This window comes from Erythrobacter sp. JB1-7 (genome assembly GCF_057365015.1).
Genome location: NZ_CP200291.1, coordinates 2,649,046 through 2,668,229 on the forward strand (window position 1 = coordinate 2,649,046; position 19,184 = coordinate 2,668,229).

The 19,184-nt window shown below is 59.3% G+C and carries 19 protein-coding genes, 1 tRNA gene and 1 pseudogene; 9 read left to right on the forward strand and 12 right to left on the reverse strand.

Annotated features, from left to right (window positions below; genetic code table 11):
* Positions 1–2: 2 nt before the first annotated feature.
* Entirely contained in the window at positions 3–593 is a 591-nt protein-coding gene (locus AC0V6W_RS12850) for a TlpA family protein disulfide reductase (protein ID WP_486150572.1), read from the forward strand.
* A gap of 38 nt (positions 594–631) precedes the next feature.
* Here AC0V6W_RS12850 and AC0V6W_RS12855 read toward each other — a convergent pair.
* A tRNA-Val gene (locus AC0V6W_RS12855) sits at positions 632–707 on the reverse strand.
* Between the two features lie 113 nt (positions 708–820).
* On the opposite strand from AC0V6W_RS12855, the gene AC0V6W_RS12860 reads away from it, so the two are divergent.
* Complete coding sequence (locus tag AC0V6W_RS12860; RefSeq protein WP_486150574.1) at positions 821–1,819, forward strand: asparaginase; 999 nt, start codon at positions 821–823, stop codon at positions 1,817–1,819.
* A 213-nt stretch (positions 1,820–2,032) separates the two neighbouring features.
* Here the strand turns inward: AC0V6W_RS12860 and AC0V6W_RS12865 are convergent, their stop codons facing one another.
* The 3 genes and pseudogenes from AC0V6W_RS12865 to fmt all read right to left on the reverse strand — a co-directional run bounded on the left by AC0V6W_RS12865 (position 2,033) and on the right by fmt (position 4,945).
* A complete protein-coding gene (locus AC0V6W_RS12865; protein WP_486150576.1) occupies positions 2,033–3,145 on the reverse strand; it encodes a zinc-binding dehydrogenase in 1,113 nt (370 codons plus the stop codon).
* A gap of 77 nt (positions 3,146–3,222) precedes the next feature.
* The gene (gene truA, locus AC0V6W_RS12870) at positions 3,223–3,978 is read right to left on the reverse strand and encodes a tRNA pseudouridine(38-40) synthase TruA (protein WP_486150578.1); all 756 of its coding nucleotides are present in this window, start codon (positions 3,976–3,978) and stop codon (positions 3,223–3,225) included.
* Positions 3,975–4,945: pseudogene (fmt, locus tag AC0V6W_RS12875) on the reverse strand (methionyl-tRNA formyltransferase). The gene truA and the pseudogene fmt overlap by 4 nt, the downstream one beginning before the upstream one ends.
* Positions 4,946–4,997: 52 nt before the next feature.
* Here fmt and recR point away from each other — a divergent pair.
* The 4 genes from recR to AC0V6W_RS12895 all read left to right on the forward strand — a co-directional run bounded on the left by recR (position 4,998) and on the right by AC0V6W_RS12895 (position 8,699).
* Positions 4,998–5,594, forward strand: a complete 597-nt coding sequence (gene recR / locus AC0V6W_RS12880; protein WP_486150580.1) for a recombination mediator RecR — start codon at positions 4,998–5,000, stop codon at positions 5,592–5,594.
* Positions 5,595–5,915: 321 nt separating this feature from the next.
* Positions 5,916–6,488, forward strand: a complete 573-nt coding sequence (locus AC0V6W_RS12885) for a peptide deformylase (protein ID WP_486150582.1) — start codon at positions 5,916–5,918, stop codon at positions 6,486–6,488.
* Between the two features lie 173 nt (positions 6,489–6,661).
* On the forward strand, positions 6,662–8,161 hold the full coding sequence (locus AC0V6W_RS12890; RefSeq protein ID WP_486150584.1) for a DNA recombination protein RmuC: 1,500 nt from the start codon (positions 6,662–6,664) through the stop codon (positions 8,159–8,161).
* An 88-nt stretch (positions 8,162–8,249) separates the two neighbouring features.
* Positions 8,250–8,699 (forward strand): hypothetical protein, encoded by a 450-nt coding sequence (locus AC0V6W_RS12895; RefSeq protein WP_486150586.1) that lies wholly within the window; start codon positions 8,250–8,252, stop codon positions 8,697–8,699.
* Positions 8,700–8,784: 85 nt separating this feature from the next.
* On the opposite strand, the gene AC0V6W_RS12900 is transcribed toward AC0V6W_RS12895, so the two are convergent.
* From AC0V6W_RS12900 to AC0V6W_RS12930, 7 genes are all read right to left on the reverse strand, one after another.
* Positions 8,785–9,600: a TrmH family RNA methyltransferase gene (locus AC0V6W_RS12900; RefSeq protein WP_486151631.1), complete on the reverse strand. Its 816-nt coding sequence runs from the start codon at positions 9,598–9,600 to the stop codon at positions 8,785–8,787.
* Between the two features lie 34 nt (positions 9,601–9,634).
* A complete protein-coding gene (locus AC0V6W_RS12905) occupies positions 9,635–9,913 on the reverse strand; it encodes an HPr family phosphocarrier protein (protein WP_486151633.1) in 279 nt (92 codons plus the stop codon).
* A 25-nt stretch (positions 9,914–9,938) separates the two neighbouring features.
* A complete protein-coding gene (locus AC0V6W_RS12910) occupies positions 9,939–10,379 on the reverse strand; it encodes a PTS sugar transporter subunit IIA (RefSeq protein WP_486150588.1) in 441 nt (146 codons plus the stop codon).
* 78 nt (positions 10,380–10,457) lie between these two features.
* Entirely contained in the window at positions 10,458–11,414 is a 957-nt protein-coding gene (gene rapZ, locus AC0V6W_RS12915; protein ID WP_486150590.1) for an RNase adapter RapZ, read from the reverse strand.
* A 70-nt stretch (positions 11,415–11,484) separates the two neighbouring features.
* Positions 11,485–11,922 (reverse strand): HPr kinase/phosphorylase, encoded by a 438-nt coding sequence (locus AC0V6W_RS12920; protein ID WP_486150592.1) that lies wholly within the window; start codon positions 11,920–11,922, stop codon positions 11,485–11,487.
* 7 nt (positions 11,923–11,929) lie between these two features.
* Positions 11,930–13,522: a sensor histidine kinase gene (locus AC0V6W_RS12925; protein ID WP_486150594.1), complete on the reverse strand. Its 1,593-nt coding sequence runs from the start codon at positions 13,520–13,522 to the stop codon at positions 11,930–11,932.
* Positions 13,515–14,351 (reverse strand): response regulator transcription factor, encoded by an 837-nt coding sequence (locus AC0V6W_RS12930; protein ID WP_486150596.1) that lies wholly within the window; start codon positions 14,349–14,351, stop codon positions 13,515–13,517. The genes AC0V6W_RS12925 and AC0V6W_RS12930 overlap by 8 nt, the downstream gene beginning before the upstream one ends.
* 384 nt (positions 14,352–14,735) lie before the next feature.
* On the opposite strand from AC0V6W_RS12930, the gene AC0V6W_RS12935 reads away from it, so the two are divergent.
* The 3 genes from AC0V6W_RS12935 to AC0V6W_RS12945 all read left to right on the forward strand — a co-directional run bounded on the left by AC0V6W_RS12935 (position 14,736) and on the right by AC0V6W_RS12945 (position 17,460).
* Positions 14,736–16,343: a phosphoenolpyruvate carboxykinase gene (locus AC0V6W_RS12935; RefSeq protein WP_486150598.1), complete on the forward strand. Its 1,608-nt coding sequence runs from the start codon at positions 14,736–14,738 to the stop codon at positions 16,341–16,343.
* 111 nt (positions 16,344–16,454) lie between these two features.
* Entirely contained in the window at positions 16,455–16,823 is a 369-nt protein-coding gene (locus AC0V6W_RS12940) for a hypothetical protein (RefSeq protein ID WP_486150600.1), read from the forward strand.
* 79 nt (positions 16,824–16,902) lie between these two features.
* Entirely contained in the window at positions 16,903–17,460 is a 558-nt protein-coding gene (locus tag AC0V6W_RS12945) for a DUF937 domain-containing protein (protein WP_486150602.1), read from the forward strand.
* Positions 17,461–17,480: 20 nt separating this feature from the next.
* Here the strand turns inward: AC0V6W_RS12945 and AC0V6W_RS12950 are convergent, their stop codons facing one another.
* Entirely contained in the window at positions 17,481–19,130 is a 1,650-nt protein-coding gene (locus AC0V6W_RS12950) for a DUF1570 domain-containing protein (protein WP_486150604.1), read from the reverse strand.
* Positions 19,131–19,184 lie beyond the last annotated feature (54 nt).

Genomic DNA, 19,184 nt, shown 5'->3' on the forward strand with positions numbered 1-19,184 from the left:
TCATGTCTCGTTTATTTGCTTTCGTCACTTTGGCTGCGTTCGCGCTTGCAGGCTGCGATAGTGGCGCTGGCGACGCGGCGCAAGAAAGCGCTGCTTCGGCCGGCAATAGCGATAGTGCAGCCCCGCCGCCCCCGCCGCAGATACCGGGCAAGATTGTGCGCGCTTTTGCAGGGACTGAGCTGCCTGCGCTCACCTTTGAAAACCCTGCGGGGGAAACGCTGGATCTTGGCGCGATGGATCAGCCGGTATTGCTCAATCTGTGGGCGACATGGTGCGCGCCGTGCGTGATCGAAATGCCGACTCTAGATGCGCTGGCGGGCGAGCTAGAAGGCGAAGTGCGGGTCATCACCATCAGTCAGGACATGCGCGGAGCTGAAGTGGTGGAGCCGTTTTTTGCAGATAAGGGCTTTGAGCGGCTGGAGCCCTGGCTCGACCCGCAAGCCAATATGGCGGCAGAATTTGGCGAAGCGGGCGCGCTGCCGCTTACCATTTTGTTCGATGCCGATGGCAAGGAATTGCTGCGCGTTGCAGGCGGATATGAATGGGATAGCGAAGACGCGATTGCCGCTGTGAAAGAGGCGCTTGCTGAGTAAACGCGGGCGCAAGCCTTTGATTGCAATGCAATGAAACGTGGTGGGCGATGACAGGCTCGAACTGCCGACCCTCTCGGTGTAAACGAGATGCTCTACCAACTGAGCTAATCGCCCCACGGCCATTGGCGGGGATTTTTCCCGCCGGGTGGAGCGATATCTAGCGGCAAATGGTTCAAAATCAATTGCTGAGTGGTGCGGAATTTTCAAAAAGAGTAAAGCGCGCTTTCATGACGACACCTCATCTTTGTGTTTTGGCGACCGGCGGCACCATTGCCGGGATGGCCGGATCGCCCACGCGCCACGAATATCGCCCCGGCCAGATTGCCATTGCCGATTGGCTGGAACAAGTGCGCGCCTTTTGTTTGTCGGCGCAGCTTTCCGGCGAACAGATCGCCAATATCGGGTCAGAAGATATCGGCCCTGCGGTGTGGGCAAAGCTGCACGCGGGGATCGCCCGCGCGGTGGGCGATCCAGCGATTGATGGCATTGTGATCACCCATGGCACCGATACGGCAGAGGAAACCGCGTTTCTGCTTGACCTGACTGTGCCTGCGACAAAGCCTGTGGTGCTGGTCGGCGCGATGCGGCCTGCCGATGCGGTTGGCAGCGACGGGATGCGCAATTTTGTCAATGCCGTGCGGGTGGCAAGCGACCCTGAGGCGAGCGGGCGCGGCGTATTGCTGGTGATGGGCGACAGGATTTTGGCCGCGCGCGATGCAAGGAAAGTACGCACGCGCGGCACCGATGATGCCTTTCGCGGGTTTCCGCGCGGTTCTGTCGGGCTGGTGACGCCCGCCGCGCTCGAATGGTTTGGCAATCCGTGGCGGGAAGAAGAAGGCGCGCGTTATGCTTTGCCAGATATGAGCGCGCCTCTCGCCATGCCTGATGTGCCGATCCTTTATATCGGTGCTGGCATGCCGGCTGATTATGCCGCGCGCATGCTCGGCGGCGACACGCGCGGCGTGATTGTTGCAGGGGCAGGGGAAGGCAACATGCCGGACGGATTGCGCCAGGTTTTGGTTAAGCGCGCGAGCGAAGGCACAATTGTGGTGCGAGCCAGCCGGGTTGATGAAGGGCTGGTGGACCGCGAACCGGAGGATGCGGAGAACGGCTTTATTGCCGCCCGCGCGCTCAATCCGCAAAAGGCACGGATTTTGTTGCAGGTGCTGATCGCGAATGGGGTGCGGGAACTGAGCGCTATTCAAAGCGCGTTTGATAATCCTTGATGAGGGGAGTCTTTTGTTGGGTGCGCTCAGGCATCCGCCTGAGCTTGGCCGGACCGCCCGCCTCCCGCCCGTCCACCAAGGATTCCATAGGATATGGTGGACGGGCGGGGAGGCGGGGCGGTCCGGCGTGAGCGTGAGCGAACTTAAAACGAAAAACGCGTGAGCGGACATCCGTCCTGATCTTGGCGTCGTGGCCCCCGGCTCTAAATCTTCTTACCCCCAGGGCGTAACCAGATATTTCTCGCCCGTTTTCATCTGGCGATAATCCTCGATCACGTCCTTGGTCAGCATTTCTTCCAAATTCACTTTGGCTTTGTAGCTTGATGCAAAGGTCGTCGTCAGGTTTTCCAGCACGCGGGTGCGCATTTTGACGACGGTTTCCATTCCCGCTTTGGCAAGGAAGGGTGTCAGCAGCCAGCCTGCGACGCACCACTGCAAACCATAGCTGGGCGTCAGAATGGTCGGGCCAAGATCCAGCCGCCCATACATATACATCTTCTTGTCCTGATTGGAGCCATAGCGCGAATATTCACCCATTTGAGAAGCTGCAACCTGCTCCATCGCTTTCAAGACCTTGTCGCTGTTCTGCCCGCCGCCAATCGGGTCAAAGCCCAGAAAAGCGCCGGTTGCAGCAATCGCGTCGCGCAGGTTTGCACCATATCCTTTATCGGATGAATTCACGATATGCGATGCGCCAGCGGCTTGCAGCAGATCGACATGCTCTTGCTTGCGCACAATATTTACAAGGCTCATGCCATCTTCGATGCAGATGCGGTTGAGCATCTGGCCAAGGTTCGATGCAGCGGCCAGGTGGATGATCGCATCGTGGCCTTCGGCCTTTGCCGTTTCGACAAAGCCCAAGGCTGTCATCGGGTTCACAAAACTGGATGCGCCCGTTTCGCAATCGTGATCGCCTAGCGGCAAGCACATCATCGCATCGGCAATCGCATATTGGCTGAAAGCATGGCCGGGCACGCAGGCGACCCGCTGGCCCATCAGCGCTTTGGCCATATCGCTATCGCCTGCCGCGACAACAGTGCCTGCGCCTTCATTGCCCGCCTCTAGGCGCTGGCCGTGGCGGCCTTTCTGCCCGCTCAAAAACGGCTCCGGCATTTGCGCGACTACTTTGCCGGGCGAATATTCCGCATTCTGGAAATCGGCCGCCGAAGTGAGGATCGCAAGGTCCGATGGATTGATCGGCGCCGCTTCCATTTTGACAAGCACTTGATTGCCGGTGGGTTCGGGGAAGGTTTCTTCAACCACTTCCAGTGTCAGTGTGCCCTCAGCAGAAAGCGTGGTGTAAAGCTTGTGTCCGGTCGTCGTCATGGCAGAAGTCCTCTCTTTGTGTTGATACGACAGCTAGGCGCGCTGCCACGCATTGGCCAGCGTGACGTTACGTAAGCTCAATCGGGATAGACGGCTTCGACAAAATAAAGCCCATGGGCAGGGGCATTGTGGCCCAAGGCCTGCCGGTCGCGCGCGGCCAATGCCTCGCCAATGCGGCTTTCTGCCCAAGTGCCTGTGCCAACCATTTTAAGGCTTCCCACAATGCTGCGCACTTGATGGTGGAGGAAACTGCGCGCAGCGACATGGACGTGGATTTCGTCGCCATGAGGCCCGGCGGCGCGCACGACATCGAGCTGATCAAGGGTTTTGACAGGGCTTTGCGCCTGGCATCGGACGGATCGGAACGTGGTGAAGTCATGCTCGCCGACCAGGGCTTGGGCGGCGCGGTGCATCGCCTCTGCATCCAGTTTGGGCGCGACTTGCCACACGCGGTTGGCGTCCAGTGTCAGCGGGCTGCGGCGGTTGGCGATGCGATAAAGATAACGCCGCCCGGTGCACGAAAAGCGGGCGTGCCAGTCATCAGCGACAATCTCGCAATCGGTGACAGCGATAGGGTTGGGCCGCAAATGCGCGTTCAATCCCTCCATCAAACGAAACGGCGTCAGGTCTTTTGCAACATCAATATGGCTGCGCATGGCGAGCGCGTGAACGCCCGCATCGGTGCGCCCGGCGCTGAGCATTTGCACATTCTCGCCCGTGATCGCATGGGCCGCCTCTTCAACCGCGCTTTGCACACTGGGCCCATGCTTTTGCCGCTGGAGGCCCATGAACGGCGTGCCATCAAATTCGAGAGTGAGCGCAAAGCGGGTCACGTGAGAATTGTTCCGGCATCCACGCCGCGCCCGCGCAGGAAATCGGCTCGGTCCATCGCAGGTTTGCCCGCGCGTTGCAGGCGCGAGGGGCGGATTGCGCCGGTCTTGCAGGCGATTGAAAGGTCATCGTCGAGCACTTCACCCGGGTGTGAGCTTCCGCGAAGGCGGGAGCCTCCTTCATCCTGCGCAAGGTCCCCGCCTTCGCGGGGGCTCGCAAGAGCCTCTGCCAACAACACTTTCACCCGCTCGCTCTCTTCTCCAGAACCCAGTTCAAACCAAGCGCCAGGAAAAGGTGCAAAGCCTCTGATTTTGCGCTCGATTACCTCGGCATCCTCGCGCCAGTCAATGCGCGCCTCAGCCTTGTCGATCTTGGGCGCGTAGGTGGATGCTGCGTCATTTTGCGCCTCGGGGGGGAAGGCTGACAAATCCTCTAAAACTTCCACCACCGCAACTGCGCCCATTGTCGCCAATTCGCCCGTCAGCTCGCCTGTGGTTTTGCGCGCGGTAGGTGTGCGCACAGTGTGCAGCATGGGGCCTGTATCCAATCCCGCCTCCATCTGCATGATCGTAACGCCCGTTTCCTCATCGCCTGCCATAATCGCGCGGTGAATAGGCGCAGCCCGCGCCAGCGCGGCAGGATGGAGGCGTGGATATTGATGCAGCCATGCGTGGGCGCATCGAGCACCGCCTGTTTCAGGATCAGCCCATAGGCGGCCACCACCGCAACATCAGCGTCAAGCACCGCGAACGCGGCCTCCTCCTCGGCGGGTTTCAGGCTTTTGGGTGTGCGCACCTCCAGCCCCAATTCCTCTGCTTTGGCATGCACAGGCGAAGGGCGCAGCTTCTTGCCGCGGCCCGAACGGCTTGGCGGCTGCGAATACACGCACACGATTTCGTGCCCAGCATCCCGCAAAGCGACCAGCGCGGGCACTGCGAAATCCGGCGTTCCCATAAAAACTATGCGCATAAACCCAGCCCCAAGCTTTGTTACCAAGCCGCCAGCCCCTATCTTGCGCCCCATGGCATCGCAAGAGATTGAAAGCTTATCGCAAAGTCTGGCTCGGCTCCCCGGCCTTGGGCCGCGCTCTGCGAGGCGGGCTGTTTTGTGGCTGGTGAAGAACCGCGCGACCGCGCTGCCCGCTCTGCTTGAGGCGCTCGACGCGGTGTCGGAAACGCTGGTGGAATGCTCGGTATGCGGCAATGTCGATACATCGGACCCGTGCGGCATTTGCACCGATCACCGCCGCGATGCGCGGTCCTTGTGCGTGGTAGAGGATGTCGCCGATGTGTGGGCGCTTGATAGGGCAAAGCTGTTTCAGGGGCGCTATCACGTGCTGGGCGGCAAGCTGTCCGCGCTCGATGGGATCGGGCCGGAAGACCTCAACATTGCGAGCCTGCTTAACCGGGTTTCAGATGGCGCGGTCGATGAGGTTGTGCTGGCGATGAACGCCACTCTCGAAGGGCAAACGACCGCGCATTACCTGGCGGAGCGCCTTGAGGAGCACAAAGTGCGCATAACGCAGCTTGCGCACGGCCTGCCCGTGGGCGGAGAGCTGGATTATCTGGACGAGGGGACTCTGGCGCAGGCGCTGCGGGCACGGAGGCCGGTGGGATGAAGCCGAAGCTAAGTTTAGGCCAGCGCTTAAAAAAGCTGACCAGTAGCTCCGCGCGATTTGAAAGAGTTCGCGAAGAAACATCACATTGGATCGCAGATTGTCCCAAATGTGGGAGCCGAGTTTCCTTGTGGGATGCCGGAGGCGCAACTCTTGGTGACCGCTCAGTCACTTTGAATTCTGCCACTATTGAACAGGGCGGCTATCATCGGTGTGGTGGATGCAAAAATTGGGTGCCACTTACATTTGCGCGCCGACAAGGTCGATCACTTTAATCGAACCATTGCGATTGAATCCGCCCGCAAACCCACCTATTTCCCTCACATGGCTATCCGCGAAATCCTAGAAGCGCCCGATCCGCGCCTGAAAACTGTCTCTGTTCCCGTTGAACCCGGTGAGTTCAATGATGAGCTAAAAACGCTCGTCGATGATATGTTTGAGACGATGTATGATGCGCCCGGCATCGGTCTTGCGGCCATCCAGGTGGGCGTGCCTAAGCGCTTGCTGGTCATTGATCTGCAACCCGAAGACCCCGATGCAGAGCCGGTGGAATGCGACCATGACGGCACCAAACACACGCATCCGGCAAACAAGAAAGAGCCGCGCGTTTTTGTAAACCCTGTCATTCTTGATCCGGCAGAGGAGATGTCGACCTATCAGGAAGGCTGCCTTTCCGTCCCCGAAATCTACGCCGATATAGACCGCCCGGCGACTTGCACGGTGCGCTATCAGGATTTGGACGGAAACACTCACGAAGAGGCGTTGGAAGGGCTGATGGCGACGTGCCTTCAGCATGAGATGGATCACCTCGAAGGCATCCTGTTTATCGACCACCTCTCGCGGCTAAAGCGCGGCATGGCCTTGAAGAAGCTAAAGAAATTGCGGGCGGCGGCGTAATTTGTGCGAACGCGCATTCGCGCTTGCGGTTGAATTTTAGCAACCGATCGTTCGAACCTATGTCGTCATCCTGAACTCGTTTCAGGATCCATCACCGGCGCAAATCCATCCGATTTGGTGGAAATCCAACTGCCTGCCCCTTGTTCTCACTATGTTCCGTGCTATGCAAAAGTATGGAAAACCCGATTCTTATGATCGCAATATTGATCGCAGGCCTTCTCACAGGCGGCGCTGCCGCGTGGTTCTTTGCATCGCGCCCGGTGGCGGATTTGCGCGCTCGGCTTGACGCTCGCGAGGAGGAGTTCAAGCGCGCGGCGGCTGAGCTTGGCCATGCGCAGATTGAGCTGTCTGCGGCCAAGGAGCGGGCAGGGCGCGCCGATGGGCTGGCGGAGCAATTGGAGATGTCGCGTGAAGAGCGCGCGCAGCTTGCAGAACATCTGGCTGCGCTGGAAAGTCAGGCGGAAGAACGGGCGAAAGCCTTTGCCGAACAAAAGCGTGTCTTGACCGAGCAGCGCGAGGAATTGCTCAATCAATTCAAGGCGACAGGGGCAGAGGTTCTCAAACAGAATCAGGACGAATTCCTGCGCCGGGCCGAACAGCGCTTCAAACAATCCGAAGAGACGGGTGAGGCCAAGATCAAGGCGCTGCTTAATCCTGTGGGTGAGCGGTTGGAGAAATACGAGAAACAGGTCGAAACGCTCGAAAACCAGCGCAAGGATGCGTTTGGGCAATTGCACGGCCTGATCCAGTCCATGCGCGAGGGGCAGGAGGAAGTGCGCCGCGAAGCGCAGCGTCTGGGCAATTCGCTCACCAATGCGCCCAAAGCGCGCGGGCGCTGGGGAGAGCGGGCTTTGCAAAACCTGCTCGAACAATGCGGGCTGGCGCAGCACACCGATTTTCAGATGGAGCATTCGGTCGAGACCGAGGAAGGTCGACTGCGGCCCGATGCGATCATCAATGTGCCGGGGCAAAAGAAGCTTGTGATCGATTCCAAAGTGTCCTTGAACGCCTATCAGGCCGCGTTCGAGGCGGATGATGATGAAACGCGCAAACGCGAGCTTGACGCGCATGCTAAATCCATGCGCGGTCACGTTCAAACCCTGAGCGCGAAAAGCTATCAGAGCCAATTTGAAGAAGCGCCCGATTACGTCATCATGTTCATTCCCGGTGAGCATTTTGTGACCGCTGCTTTGGATGCAGACCCGCAATTGTGGGATTTCGCGTTTGAACGCCGGGTCTTGCTGGCCACTCCCACCAATCTCGTCGCAATCGCGCGCACCGTTGCGCAGGTTTGGCGGCAGGATGGGCTCGCCAAAGAAGCGCAGGAAATTGGGCGGATGGGGGCAGAGCTTTACGGGCGGCTTGAAACGGCGGCCCAGCACCTCAAACGCATGGGCGGCGGGCTGGAAAGCGCGGTCAACAATTACAACAAATTCGTCGGATCGTTCGAACGCAATGTGCTGTCATCGGGCAAGCGGCTCGCTGAAAAAGGCGTCGAAATCGGCAAACGCGAGATCGAGGACGTACCGCTGGTGGAAAGCGCCCCCCGCTACAACGCCGCCGATGCAGCCGATGTGGATTCCGGGGATGCGGATGCAGCGGCGATTGAGGCCGAAGACCATACCTCTGCGCAAGATTTCATGCTGGCGAGCGACACTGACGCGGCGCAATAGTTTGCACCGCCCCATTTTCCTATTGGGGATATCGGGCTAACCACACCCCAATTTTCCTACACGCGCCATTTCTGCTTCACCCTGGCAGATGGCAAAACATCCTGCACATTCGCGCCGCCGCAAACCGCATTTCTTTCGCCCTGTACCTGTGCGTGCTCGCCCCGATGGGTGGAGCGCGGTGCGTCAGGCGCTGTTCCTTGCTGAGCTTTACCTGTCGGGATCGGTCACCACGGCGGCGCGGCGTGTGGGGATGAGCCGGATGAGCGCTTATCGGCTGCGCAAACGCGGTGATGCGGTGAGTTTTGCGCGGGCGTGGGACCATGTCCTGTCGCCGCCGGGCACTGGCCGATTACCGGGCGTTCCTGCCAATTGGCAAAAGGTTACACAATCTGAACTGATGGAGAGGATCGAAGAAGGCTTTGTGCAGCCCGTTCTGTATCGCGGAAAAGTCACCCAGATCAGGCGCAGGCCCGACAATTCCGCCGTTTTGCGCTTTTTGAAACGCTCTGATGCGCGCATCGCGAAAGGGGAATTGTGAGCACACGGCGCGGCCCGGCAAACTTTTGCAAAACCCCCGTCACCGGTCCATGTCTCGGTATGGAAAAGGGGCCAGGATGGCGGCCTTAAGGCTCCAAACTGGCCAGCACTTCATAGGCAAGCACCGCGCCCGCCATGGCGGCGTTGAGCGAATCGGCCCGGCCGCGCATCGGCATGGTGACGCGCAGATCGCATTCCGCTTCGTAGCTTTCGGGAAGCCCTTGCGATTCGTTGCCGACAAGGATGAAGCAGGGCGATGCGTAAGGCGCACCGCGATAGGGCACGGCATCGCGCAAGGATGCGGCGACAAGCTGCCCCGATCCCTCGCGAAGCCATGGTACAAATGCCTCCCACCGGGCCTGCGCGATGGTTTGAGTGAACACAGCGCCCATGCTCGCGCGGACAGCTTCGGCGCTGAAAGGGTCGGTGCAGTCGTCGATCAGGATCAGCCCGCCAGCGCCCACCGCGTCTGCGGTGCGCAGCATGGTCCCCAGATTGCCGGGATCGCGCAGGTCTTGCGCCACCAGCCAGATGGGGGCGGCATGGCGGTCAACATAGTCAAGGCTGGTCTCCCACTCCTCAAACACGCCGAGCACGGTTTGCGGGTTCGACTTGCCCGTGATCTTGGTGAGGATGTCTGGCGTTGTGGTGATGACATCGCCGCCTGCGTCGAGCACCGCGCTCTCCAACTGGTCAAGCAGCGGATGCGGGTTGCGCCCGCTCTGTTCCGGGGCGACCATGATCAGCTCTTTGGGAAGCCTGCCGCTGGCGCGCGCATCCTCGAGCAGCCGGAGCCCTTCGACAAGGAACTGGCGCGCGCGGCGGCGATGCTTCTTATCGCGCAGGGACCGCCAGTACTTGACGCTGGCATTGGAGAAACCGGAGATATGGGTGCGGGTCATCAGATCAGGCACGCGCGAAGGGGAGGCGCGCGCGCTACTCCTCGCCAAAGCCATCTTCGACCAGGGCAACCAGATCGGCGAGCACCGCTTCCGCGCTGTCGCCTTCGACGATCAGATCGACATCGTGTCCCTTGGCTGCGCCCAGCATCATCAGACCCAGGATCGAGCCGCCCGCTGCCTCGTTACCATCCTTGGCAACGCGCACTTTGACAGTGTCTGGCAAAGCGGCAACCGCGCCCACGAACTTGGCGCTGGCGCGCGCATGCAGGCCGCGCTGGTTGACGATAGTGACAGTCTGGCGATGCGCGGTCATGGCTTTGGTGTCGTCCTGTCCGCGATCAGCCTTTGCCGCCAACAGCGCGCTCGGGCTCGCAGCTCGTGTCGCTTGCCAGCAGCTCGCTGGCGACGGTGATGTAGTTGCGCCCGGCGGTTTGCGCGGCTTCAACCGCGTCTGCGACCGGCATGACCTTGCGCGCGCCGGCAAGGCGGATGAGCATGGGAAGGTTGATCCCGGCGATTACCTCGACCTTGCCCTTATCGAGCAGCGAGATCGCCAGATTAGAGGGGGTGCCGCCAAACAGATCGGTGAGGATAATGACCCCTTTGCCTGCATCGACATCGCCGATAGCATTCGCGATGTCAGCGCGGCGCTCTTCCATATCGTCATTGGGGCCGATGCACACCGTCGCCAGCGCATCCTGCGGGCCAACGACATGCTCCATCGCTTGCACGAATTGCTCAGCCAGGCGGCCATGCGTTACCAGTATCAAACCGATCATGTGAGAAATGAAACCCGTTACTACCTTGCAAGGACACGCCCGAAAGCGTGTGGCTTTGTTCGTATTGGCAATTGCTGTTCAGCGGCGGTCGCGTTCGATCTCGTCAGCGGCGCGGCTGCGCAAATTGCGATGGCGGACAGTGGGCGAAAAGCCAGCATCGCGCAAGCCTTGGGCCATGCGTTCAGCGGTAAAGACGGAGCGATGTCTCCCTCCGGTACACCCGAAAGCGACGTGGACATAGGCTTTGCCTTGCGCTTCGTAACGGGGGAGGAGATCGGTCAGAAGGTCGCGGATCTGATTGAAAACCGCGTGAAAAGCGGGGTCGCTCTCGATATGCTCGCCCACGGGCGCGTCCTTGCCGGTCAGCTCGCGCAGGCCATCGACCCAGTGCGGATTGTCGAGAAAACGCATGTCGAAAACCAGATCAGCAAGCGGCGGCATCCCGCGCGCAAAGCCAAAGCTGGAGACGGTGAGCGTCATTTCACCTGCCTGCTCATCGGAAAACTGGCTGCGAACCTGCTGTTGCAGCTCATTGACGGCAAGCGCGCTCGTATCGACCACGATATCGGCCCAGCGGCGCAGCGGTTCGAGCAGCTCGCGCTCTGCGGCGATACCGTCATGCACGGGGCGGCCCTGCGCCATGGGATGACGGCGGCGCGTCTCGTTATAGCGCCGCTCCAGCTCAGCGCTGGCGCAATCGATGAACATGAAAGTGACCGCCAGATCATCGCGCTCGGTCAAGTCCTTCACCAAGGCGATGATGTCGCCCGGGACAAAGCCGCGCGTGCGCGAATCGAAGCCGATAGCCATGGGGGTGCGCTGCCGATTGGCCTGCTGTTCAGGCTTTGCGACAAGCCGTTTGAGCAGGCGCACCGGGAAATTGTCGATCGTCTCCCAGCCCAGATCCTCCAGCACATCGAGCGCGGTCGATTTGCCCGCTCCCGAAAGGCCGGTGACAAGCAGGAGCCGCTGGCGATCTTGCGCCGCGCCGTGCCCTGCCATGTTGGGAGCAGAAGGGGTGGTTGGCTGGTCCATACCGCATGCTACGACCTGACCGCGATAGCGCAAGGCACAATCGCGTGAGCGGTTCAATCAGATGTCTAGCTCAGATGCCGTGCATGCGCAAAGCCCAGCGAGCCCTTGCGGCAGGCGCCCAAGGGCCAGGTGTGAAAGGCAGCACGGGAATGGGAGCGCCGAGCAGCGTGCGGGCGGTGAGCGCCTCGGGCAGCCGTTCGCCCTTTGGCTCTGGCGATCTTTCAAGCTGCAGGATCAGCGCTGCAGGTACGCCAGCGGCGGTTGGCAGCGTAACCAGTCCAACCCCGCGGATCTCGAGAAGGCCAGCGATATTGGGAGGCGGGGAGGCGAGAATTTGTCCCTGGGGTGAGCGCGACAAACGCACGCCGTCATCCCCGATCAGGACCGCGCCATCCTCTATTAACGCCAAAGCCAGCGAGGATTTGCCCGACCCCGGCTCGCCTTCGATCAAAACAGCGCGGCCATCTATCGCAACGGCGGTGCCTGAAAAGATCGCCTCTGCCGTCATGGCCGTATCAGCCCGATTGCGCAGCGGGCAGGCGCAAGACGAGGCACGCCCCGGTCTTGCCATCCGCGCGGGCTTCTGCGCTCAGCGACCCGTCATGCGCCTCGGCAATGGCGCGTCCTATGGCAAGGCCAAGGCCGGAATGGTTGCCGAAATCCTCGCCTTCCGGGCGGAGCGAGTGGAAACGCTGGAACACCTTTTCGCGCGCATCTTCGGGGATGCCGGGGCCGATATCGCACACTTTAAGGACCACCCATTCACCATCATTGTCGATCTCAACATCAATCGGTGCACCGGGCGGAGAGAACGACACCGCATTGTCGAGCAGGTTTTCGATGACCCGTTCAAGCCGCGCCCCAACGCCCATCACATAGGCGGCAAAACCGCGCGCTTGCAGATCAATCGGGCGGCCTGCGTTTTCCGCGCGGTTTTCGCGGCTGCCGATGATTGCGCGGACCAGATCGGCAATATCGATCCGCTCCAATGTGGCGCGCGACATTTCGGCATCGATCCGGCTGGCATCCGAGATTTCAGAGACCAGCCTGTCAATCCGGCGGACATCATGCGTGGCGATCTGGATCAACTCTTCGCTCAGTTTCGGATCGTCCACCCTGGGGAGAGATTCAATCGCGCTGCGAAGGCTGGCAAGCGGGTTTTTGATTTCGTGTGCGACATCCGCAGCAAAGCTGTCGACCGCATCAATCCGCAATCGCAAGGCGCCCGTCATATCGGAGAATGCCCGGGCGAGCAGGCCGATTTCATCGCTGCGCTGGGGCAGGCGCGGCACTTCAACCTCGCGCTCGCGTCCCTGGCGAACGCGCATCGCGGCATTAGTCAAGGCGCGCAAAGGTGTGACTATTGTGCGCGCCAAAAACAGCGACAAAAGGGCCGAGGCGAACAGCACCAGCATCACAGCAAAGCCAAGCGCAGAGCGCGCAGAGCGCACGCGTTCTGTGATATCGACCGGATTGCGCACCGTCAGCAGGGTCGCGCCGTTCAATCCGACAGGGGCCGCCGCGGTGATGACAGGGCTGCCATCGGGCCAGTCATACAATGTGATCTGGCTCAAACCCTCTTCACGAGCGCGGGCGAGTTCCGGCCAGGCATTGGCTTCCATGGCTTCAGGTTCGATGTAATCGGGCACAGGTTCAGCGCTGACAATGGCGCTGACAGTGTCATCAAGCCAGCGCGCCAATTGCTGATCCCAGTCATCATCGGTGATATCGTTGAATTCAAACGCGGGCTCATCGAGAGCAAAACTGTCCGCAATCATCGCCCCATCGGCATCGAACATGCGAAGACGCAGGCTTTGCTCTTTGCCGATCTGAACCAGCAACGCCTCTTGGCGCTCCAGAGTGGCACCGGCCAAGGCCTCGGCGGTGATCTGCGCTTCGATCCGCGCCAGTTTGAACCGTTCATCGATCAGCTGGTTGCGATAGACATCAAGGTAGAACAGGCCGCCGCCCAGAATTGCCAGCGGCAAGATATTGACGACCAGAATGCGCGCGGTCAGCGCAAATCTGCCGGTGGTTGTCAATTTCTCCGGCGGCCGGACCGCTGGCGTCGGATCATCGATAGCGTTTGACGAATAGGTATCAGCCATCGGTGAAACTGTAGCCGGCCCCATACAACGTATCGATTGCACCGAATTCAGGATCAACGACGCGAAATTTGCGCCGCATCCGCTTGATGTGGCTGTCCACTGTTCGGTCATCGACGAAAATGTCGTCGGGATAGGCTGCGTCCATCAACTGGTTGCGACTTTTGATGACGCCTGGCCGCGCAGCGAGAGCTTCGAGGATGAGAAATTCGGTCACCGTCAGGCTGACGGGACGATCATTCCAAGCGGCGTAATGCCGGGCAGGGTCCATATACAGCCGGCCGCGCGCGATAATGGGATGCGATGCATCCGCTTCGCTGGGTTCATTGCCAAATGTGCGTTCGGGATCGGCGCGGCGCAGGATCGCTCTGATCCGCGCGGTCAGCAGGCGCAGGCTGAACGGTTTTGCGATGTAATCATCCGCGCCCAATTCCAGCCCTGCTTCCTCGTCGCTTTCATCATCTTTGCTGGTGAGGAAAATCACCGGGAGGGCGGAGTGTTCGCGCACCCTTTGCAACAATTCCATGCCATCCATCTTAGGCATTTTGATATCAAAAACAGCAAGATCAGGCGGGTTTTCAATAAGCGCTTTCAACGCTGCTTGCCCATCGGAATACAACCGTGTCACGAACCCTTCGGCCTGAAGCGCGATGGAAACTGTGGTGAGAATATTGCGATCATCATCAACCAGCGCGATCTCAAAGCGCTCATCGGTTTTTTCCTGCTCACTCTCACTTGCATCAACAATTGCGGGTTGGTTTGCTTCGGTTGAATGGTCCGAATCAGAATTGCTCGACAGATCATCGGGCAAGGATGATGATGTGATGGCCATATATTTGCTCCCAAGCCTCTATATTCAGGGGCGATTGAAACGGGTTAGCGCCAAGCGTTCAGCGAAACAATTGGCGTTTGTCTGCGATCAGTATGACCAAGGCGGACAATGATGGCTGAATGCGATCTGCCAAGCCGATGTCCCAAAGTGGGGCGTATGCAATGGCGTCCAGTGCAACTCGCTATGCAGTATCGTCAATTCAACTCCTCTCAATTGGGTATCACTAGCCCATTTGAGCGGTTTACGCTGCGACGGTGGGTCAGTATGCAAATGGCCGGATTGGGATCCAGCCATTAGCGAATCAGCGGCCATGCTTTCCCCCGGATCTTTGATCTGAGCATTTCTCCAATCCACAGCAAACGGGTTCGATGAAGGAGATTACGTTTGACACCGCTCGCCCAATCGCTGGCTTCGCAAGGCATCAATGCCGCCGCTGATATTCACCCCAATCTCGGGACCGCTGCTCTGGTTGAAGCATCGCTCGCCAATGATGAAGGCGCTTTGTCAAAAGACGGCGCACTGGTTGTACAAACCGGCGCGCACACCGGCCGTAGCGCGAAAGACAAGTTTATCGTGCGCGATGAAACGACCGAGGACACCGTGTGGTGGGGCAAAGTCAACGCGTCAATGACGCCGGCCCATTTCGCCGCTCTCAAAGAAGATTTCATGGCGGCGGTTGCCAAGAAAGACACTTTGTATGTCGCGGACCTGTTCGGCGGGTCGCAACCAGAGTACCGCGTCAATGTGCGCGTCATCAATGAGCTTGCCTGGCACAACCTGTTTATCCGCACTTTGTTGGTGCGTCCCACTGCGGAAGAATTGGGCACGTTTGACCCCGAATACACGATCATCGACCTGCCCAGCTTCCGCGCTGATCCAGATCGCCACGGCACACGCAGCGAAACGGTGATTGCAGTGAACTTCACCGAAAAGCTGATCCTGATCGGCGGCACCAAATATGCCGGCGAAATGAAGAAAAGCGTTTTTGGCATTCTCAATTACCTGCTGCCGACCAAAGGCGTGATGCCGATGCATTGCTCTGCCAATATTGGCGCAGACCAGAAGACGGCTGTGTTCTTTGGCTTGTCGGGCACGGGTAAAACCACGCTTTCCGCTGATGCCAGCCGCACGCTGATCGGCGATGATGAACATGGCTGGTCCGACACGGCGGTCTTCAACTTTGAAGGCGGCTGCTACGCCAAGATGATCCGCCTGTCCGAAGAGGCAGAGCCGGAAATCTACGCCACGACCAAACGGTTTGGCACCGTGCTTGAAAATGTCGTGATGGACCCGTCAACGCGCGAATTGGACTTTGACGACAACACGCTCGCGGAGAACACGCGGGGCGCTTATCCGATCCACTTCATCCCAAACACATCTAAGAAAAACCTCGGCCCTGTTCCTGCCAATGTCGTGATGCTGACCGCCGATGCGTTTGGCGTATTGCCTCCGATTGCGCGGCTTACGCCCGAACAGGCAATGTATCACTTCCTGTCCGGATATACCGCCAAAGTGGCCGGCACCGAAATCGGCGTGACCGAGCCTGAAGCGACCTTTTCAACCTGCTTTGGCGCGCCGTTCATGCCGCGCCACCCAAGCATATACGGCAATCTGCTGAAAAAACGCATCGCCAAGGGGCAGGTCCAATGCTGGCTGCTCAACACCGGGTGGACCGGCGGCAAATACGGCGTTGGCAGCCGGATGCCGATTAAGGCGACCCGCGCTTTGCTGAACGCGGCACTGGATGGCAATCTCGACAATGTCGAATATCGCAGCGATCCCAATTTCGGATTTGATGTGCCCGTGCATGTGCCTGTTCTGGCCGAGGCGGGGATTGATCAGAGCATTCTCGACCCGCGTAGCACATGGGCCGATAAAGGCGAATATGACACGGCTGCATCCAAGCTTGTGCAATTGTTCATCGATAACTTCGCTGAGTTTGAAGCGCATGTTGATGAAGGCGTTCGTCAGGCGGCACCTGCGGCGGCCTGATAATCAGGTTTCTCTTTGTAAAGGCCTCGCACCATGGCGGTGCGGGGCCTTTTCTTTTGCGCGATTGCAGCGCACAACCTCGGCAGAGATTCGCGAAGGGAAGGAAGAACTATGAGCATTCTTGATGGAATTATGAAACAGGTCGCAGGCTCGCCCGATACGGTTGCCAGCCTTGCAGAAAAGGTCGGCATTGATCCGGCCATGGCTGAAAAAGCGGTTGCCGCTTTGGGCGCTTCGCACGCCGAAGAAGGCGATACGGTTGAATTGGCCGCTGAAAAAACCGGCCTTGATACCGGCGCCTTGGGCGGCATCATGGAACAGCTTGGCGGCGAAAATGCGCTGGGCGATATTGCTGGCAAATTGCAAGCCGATGGCGAAGGCGGGCTATCCGGGATTATGGGGATGCTGGACCGTGATGGCGATGGCAATCCGCTCAATGACATTACCGATATGGCGTCGAGCTTTTTCGGCAAGAAATAAGGCAGATGGTGCGCCTGGCCTTTCGCAGAACACGCGGGACAGGCGCGCCAATCTGACCACAAACCAAGGGGGATAGACGATGAGCCTTGCTCAAATGCTGCAACAATCGGGCGCAATTACATCGATGGCGCGCGAACTTGGAATTGATGAAGGCACCGCGAAAACGGCGGCGGGCGCTTTGCTGCCGGCGATCGTTGCGGGGATGGGCCGCAGCGCAACGGGGGGGACAAGCACGCCCGAACCTTTGGGTGGGCTTGGCTCTTTGGCTGGCGCGATCCTTGGCGGTGGCTCAGGCAGCGGCGGTGCAGCAGGCGGGCTCGGCGGTATGCTTGGCGGCGGGCTGCTCGATGCGGTTCTGGGCAATGATCCAACGCCTACGCAGCCGGGCAATGACATTCTTGGCAATATCTTTGGCAGCAAGGATGTGAGCCGCTCGGTCGCAGGTGAAGTCGCCGCGATGACAGGCCTTGATGAAGGGCTGCTCAAAAAGATGCTGCCGATCCTTGCAATGGCGGTGGCAGGCTATCTCGCGAAATCTGCAACCGGCGGCGCGGGCGCTGCGTCATCAGGCGGAGGCGGCAGCAATCCGCTGGGCGGCATTTTAGGCTCGATTGTGAGCGGAATGATACGCGGCTGACAGGGGCGATATCAGCTGGATCAGTGGTAAGCGTGCGCGCTTAACGCTGGTCCGGTTGTTGCGTTATCGTTTCTATTTGCTTCACTGCTACCTTTCGGATCGTTATCGTTCGCCCCTTCGTCCGCATCGGTTCCCGCCTCGGCTATGCCCGCCATCGACGCATTCACCGGCGTTCCTTCGGGCGCGTCTTTTAGCCCTTCGATCAACATTTTGGTCTTGTCAGCCCGGTTGCCCCCATGCGGGTCAAACGCAATAGGCTGTAAGGATTGCCTTGCGAGCGCAATCTTGCCCTCGCTTAGCTGCATCATCGCCACATTGAACCACAGGCTCTTGTCAAACGGGGCCAATTGCGCCGCGCGTTCGAGCGCATGACGAGCGTTTTCAGGCGGCGTTATGCCGCGCGCGACGAAGCTGCGATAGTAATAGATGAGCGGCAGTGGATGGTCGTTCTCGATCTGGTTCAGCGCGGAAAACGGCTTCATCGCTGCATCATAAGCATCATCGCGCGCATCCCCGTCCAGCTCACTTGCCTGGCGAAACAATGCGAAGCCTTTTTGAACATAAGCATTGGCACGCGATGGATCGAGAGCGATGGCCTGTTCCGCCGCTGCGATGGCTTCGGCGTTATTGCCCGCGTCAAACTCCGCTTCGGCAAGGGCCGTGTAAACCCCTGCATCGCCTGAATATTTCGCCGCGATTTCGCGCACATCGGGAAGCAGTTCGAGCGCCTGTTCACGCGATACTCCGCGCTGCGAGCGGATGCGAAGGGGCATCATCTTTGCTTCGCCTTCGGGCAGGCGGCGTATCGTGATCTCGCCAATCGGGAGCTCTTCTGGCGGCAGCGTGAGCATATTGAACCGGCGCCCGCGCATATAGGCATCCAGTTCTCTTTGCAGCGCATCAAGATCGCCAAAAACCGCTTCGCCTGCATCCAGCGGAGACGAGCCGGAAAAGACTGCCCGGCCGAATTCGGCCAATTGGCCGCGCCGTTCGGGGGTAAATGTGAGATAGTGATAAAGCAGCCAGCTGCGCCCGTAAAACGCGGTGTAGCGGCGGCCCGCACGCTTTTCGTACAGCTCGTGATCAAGCAATTCGCGCACGCTTACATCCTTGGCATAGGCGAGTTCGCCTGCCCGGTGGCGCGCGACGCGCCCGATCAGAATGCCGCCATCTTTTTCAAACGAAGCAGCGGCGAAAAATTCTGCTGCCCCTTCGCTTAACCAGCGTGGCATTTCAAATCGCGACGACGAGATCAAGAAGTGGTGCACATATTCGTGCATCAGCACGATGGTGGAGAAATCGGGATAGCCGTTCTTGTTGCGAATATTCTGGACAAATGCCCGGCTTGCGCCTGCACGCGGCACGTAAAACCCGGCGATGTTCCGGCTTCCTTTGCCTGCGACTTTTTGCAACTGGCGTTCGCTGCCAACAACGAAAATGACAACTCTGTTTGACGGGCTGGGCTTTTCCACGCGGCGTCCGGTCAGCACTTCCATCGCCTTGTGAAACCGCTCAAGATTTTCAGCGTAGCGTGCGATGTCCTTTTCCTTGTCATCGGCATAGACAACAAAGTTATCGCTTGATGCCTCGTACCACGCGGCTTTGGCAGGGGAAGTAATCAGCAGGAATGTGCTGAAACACACAAATATCGAAAGCAATCTTGTCGTCATCGCAAAGTACCCTGTTAGCCCCATTGGCGCAGCGATTGCGAATCTGTGCGCTCA

Bases quoted from the DNA above. Each gene is read 5' to 3' on its own strand.
- AC0V6W_RS12850 (WP_486150572.1), top strand. From the start codon at position 3: ATGTCTCGTTTATTTGCTTTCGTCACTTTGGCTGCGTTCGCGCTTGCA.
- AC0V6W_RS12860 (WP_486150574.1), top strand. From the start codon at position 821: ATGACGACACCTCATCTTTGTGTTTTGGCGACCGGCGGCACCATTGCC.
- AC0V6W_RS12865 (WP_486150576.1), bottom strand. From the start codon at position 3,145: ATGACGACGACCGGACACAAGCTTTACACCACGCTTTCTGCTGAGGGC.
- recR (WP_486150580.1), top strand. From the start codon at position 4,998: ATGGCATCGCAAGAGATTGAAAGCTTATCGCAAAGTCTGGCTCGGCTC.
- AC0V6W_RS12885 (WP_486150582.1), top strand. From the start codon at position 5,916: ATGGCTATCCGCGAAATCCTAGAAGCGCCCGATCCGCGCCTGAAAACT.
- AC0V6W_RS12890 (WP_486150584.1), top strand. From the start codon at position 6,662: ATGGAAAACCCGATTCTTATGATCGCAATATTGATCGCAGGCCTTCTC.
- AC0V6W_RS12895 (WP_486150586.1), top strand. From the start codon at position 8,250: ATGGCAAAACATCCTGCACATTCGCGCCGCCGCAAACCGCATTTCTTT.
- AC0V6W_RS12900 (WP_486151631.1), bottom strand. From the start codon at position 9,600: ATGACCCGCACCCATATCTCCGGTTTCTCCAATGCCAGCGTCAAGTAC.
- AC0V6W_RS12905 (WP_486151633.1), bottom strand. From the start codon at position 9,913: ATGACCGCGCATCGCCAGACTGTCACTATCGTCAACCAGCGCGGCCTG.
- AC0V6W_RS12910 (WP_486150588.1), bottom strand. From the start codon at position 10,379: ATGATCGGTTTGATACTGGTAACGCATGGCCGCCTGGCTGAGCAATTC.
- rapZ (WP_486150590.1), bottom strand. From the start codon at position 11,414: ATGGACCAGCCAACCACCCCTTCTGCTCCCAACATGGCAGGGCACGGC.
- AC0V6W_RS12920 (WP_486150592.1), bottom strand. From the start codon at position 11,922: ATGACGGCAGAGGCGATCTTTTCAGGCACCGCCGTTGCGATAGATGGC.
- AC0V6W_RS12925 (WP_486150594.1), bottom strand. From the start codon at position 13,522: ATGGCTGATACCTATTCGTCAAACGCTATCGATGATCCGACGCCAGCG.
- AC0V6W_RS12930 (WP_486150596.1), bottom strand. From the start codon at position 14,351: ATGGCCATCACATCATCATCCTTGCCCGATGATCTGTCGAGCAATTCT.
- AC0V6W_RS12940 (WP_486150600.1), top strand. From the start codon at position 16,455: ATGAGCATTCTTGATGGAATTATGAAACAGGTCGCAGGCTCGCCCGAT.
- AC0V6W_RS12945 (WP_486150602.1), top strand. From the start codon at position 16,903: ATGAGCCTTGCTCAAATGCTGCAACAATCGGGCGCAATTACATCGATG.
- AC0V6W_RS12950 (WP_486150604.1), bottom strand. From the start codon at position 19,130: ATGACGACAAGATTGCTTTCGATATTTGTGTGTTTCAGCACATTCCTG.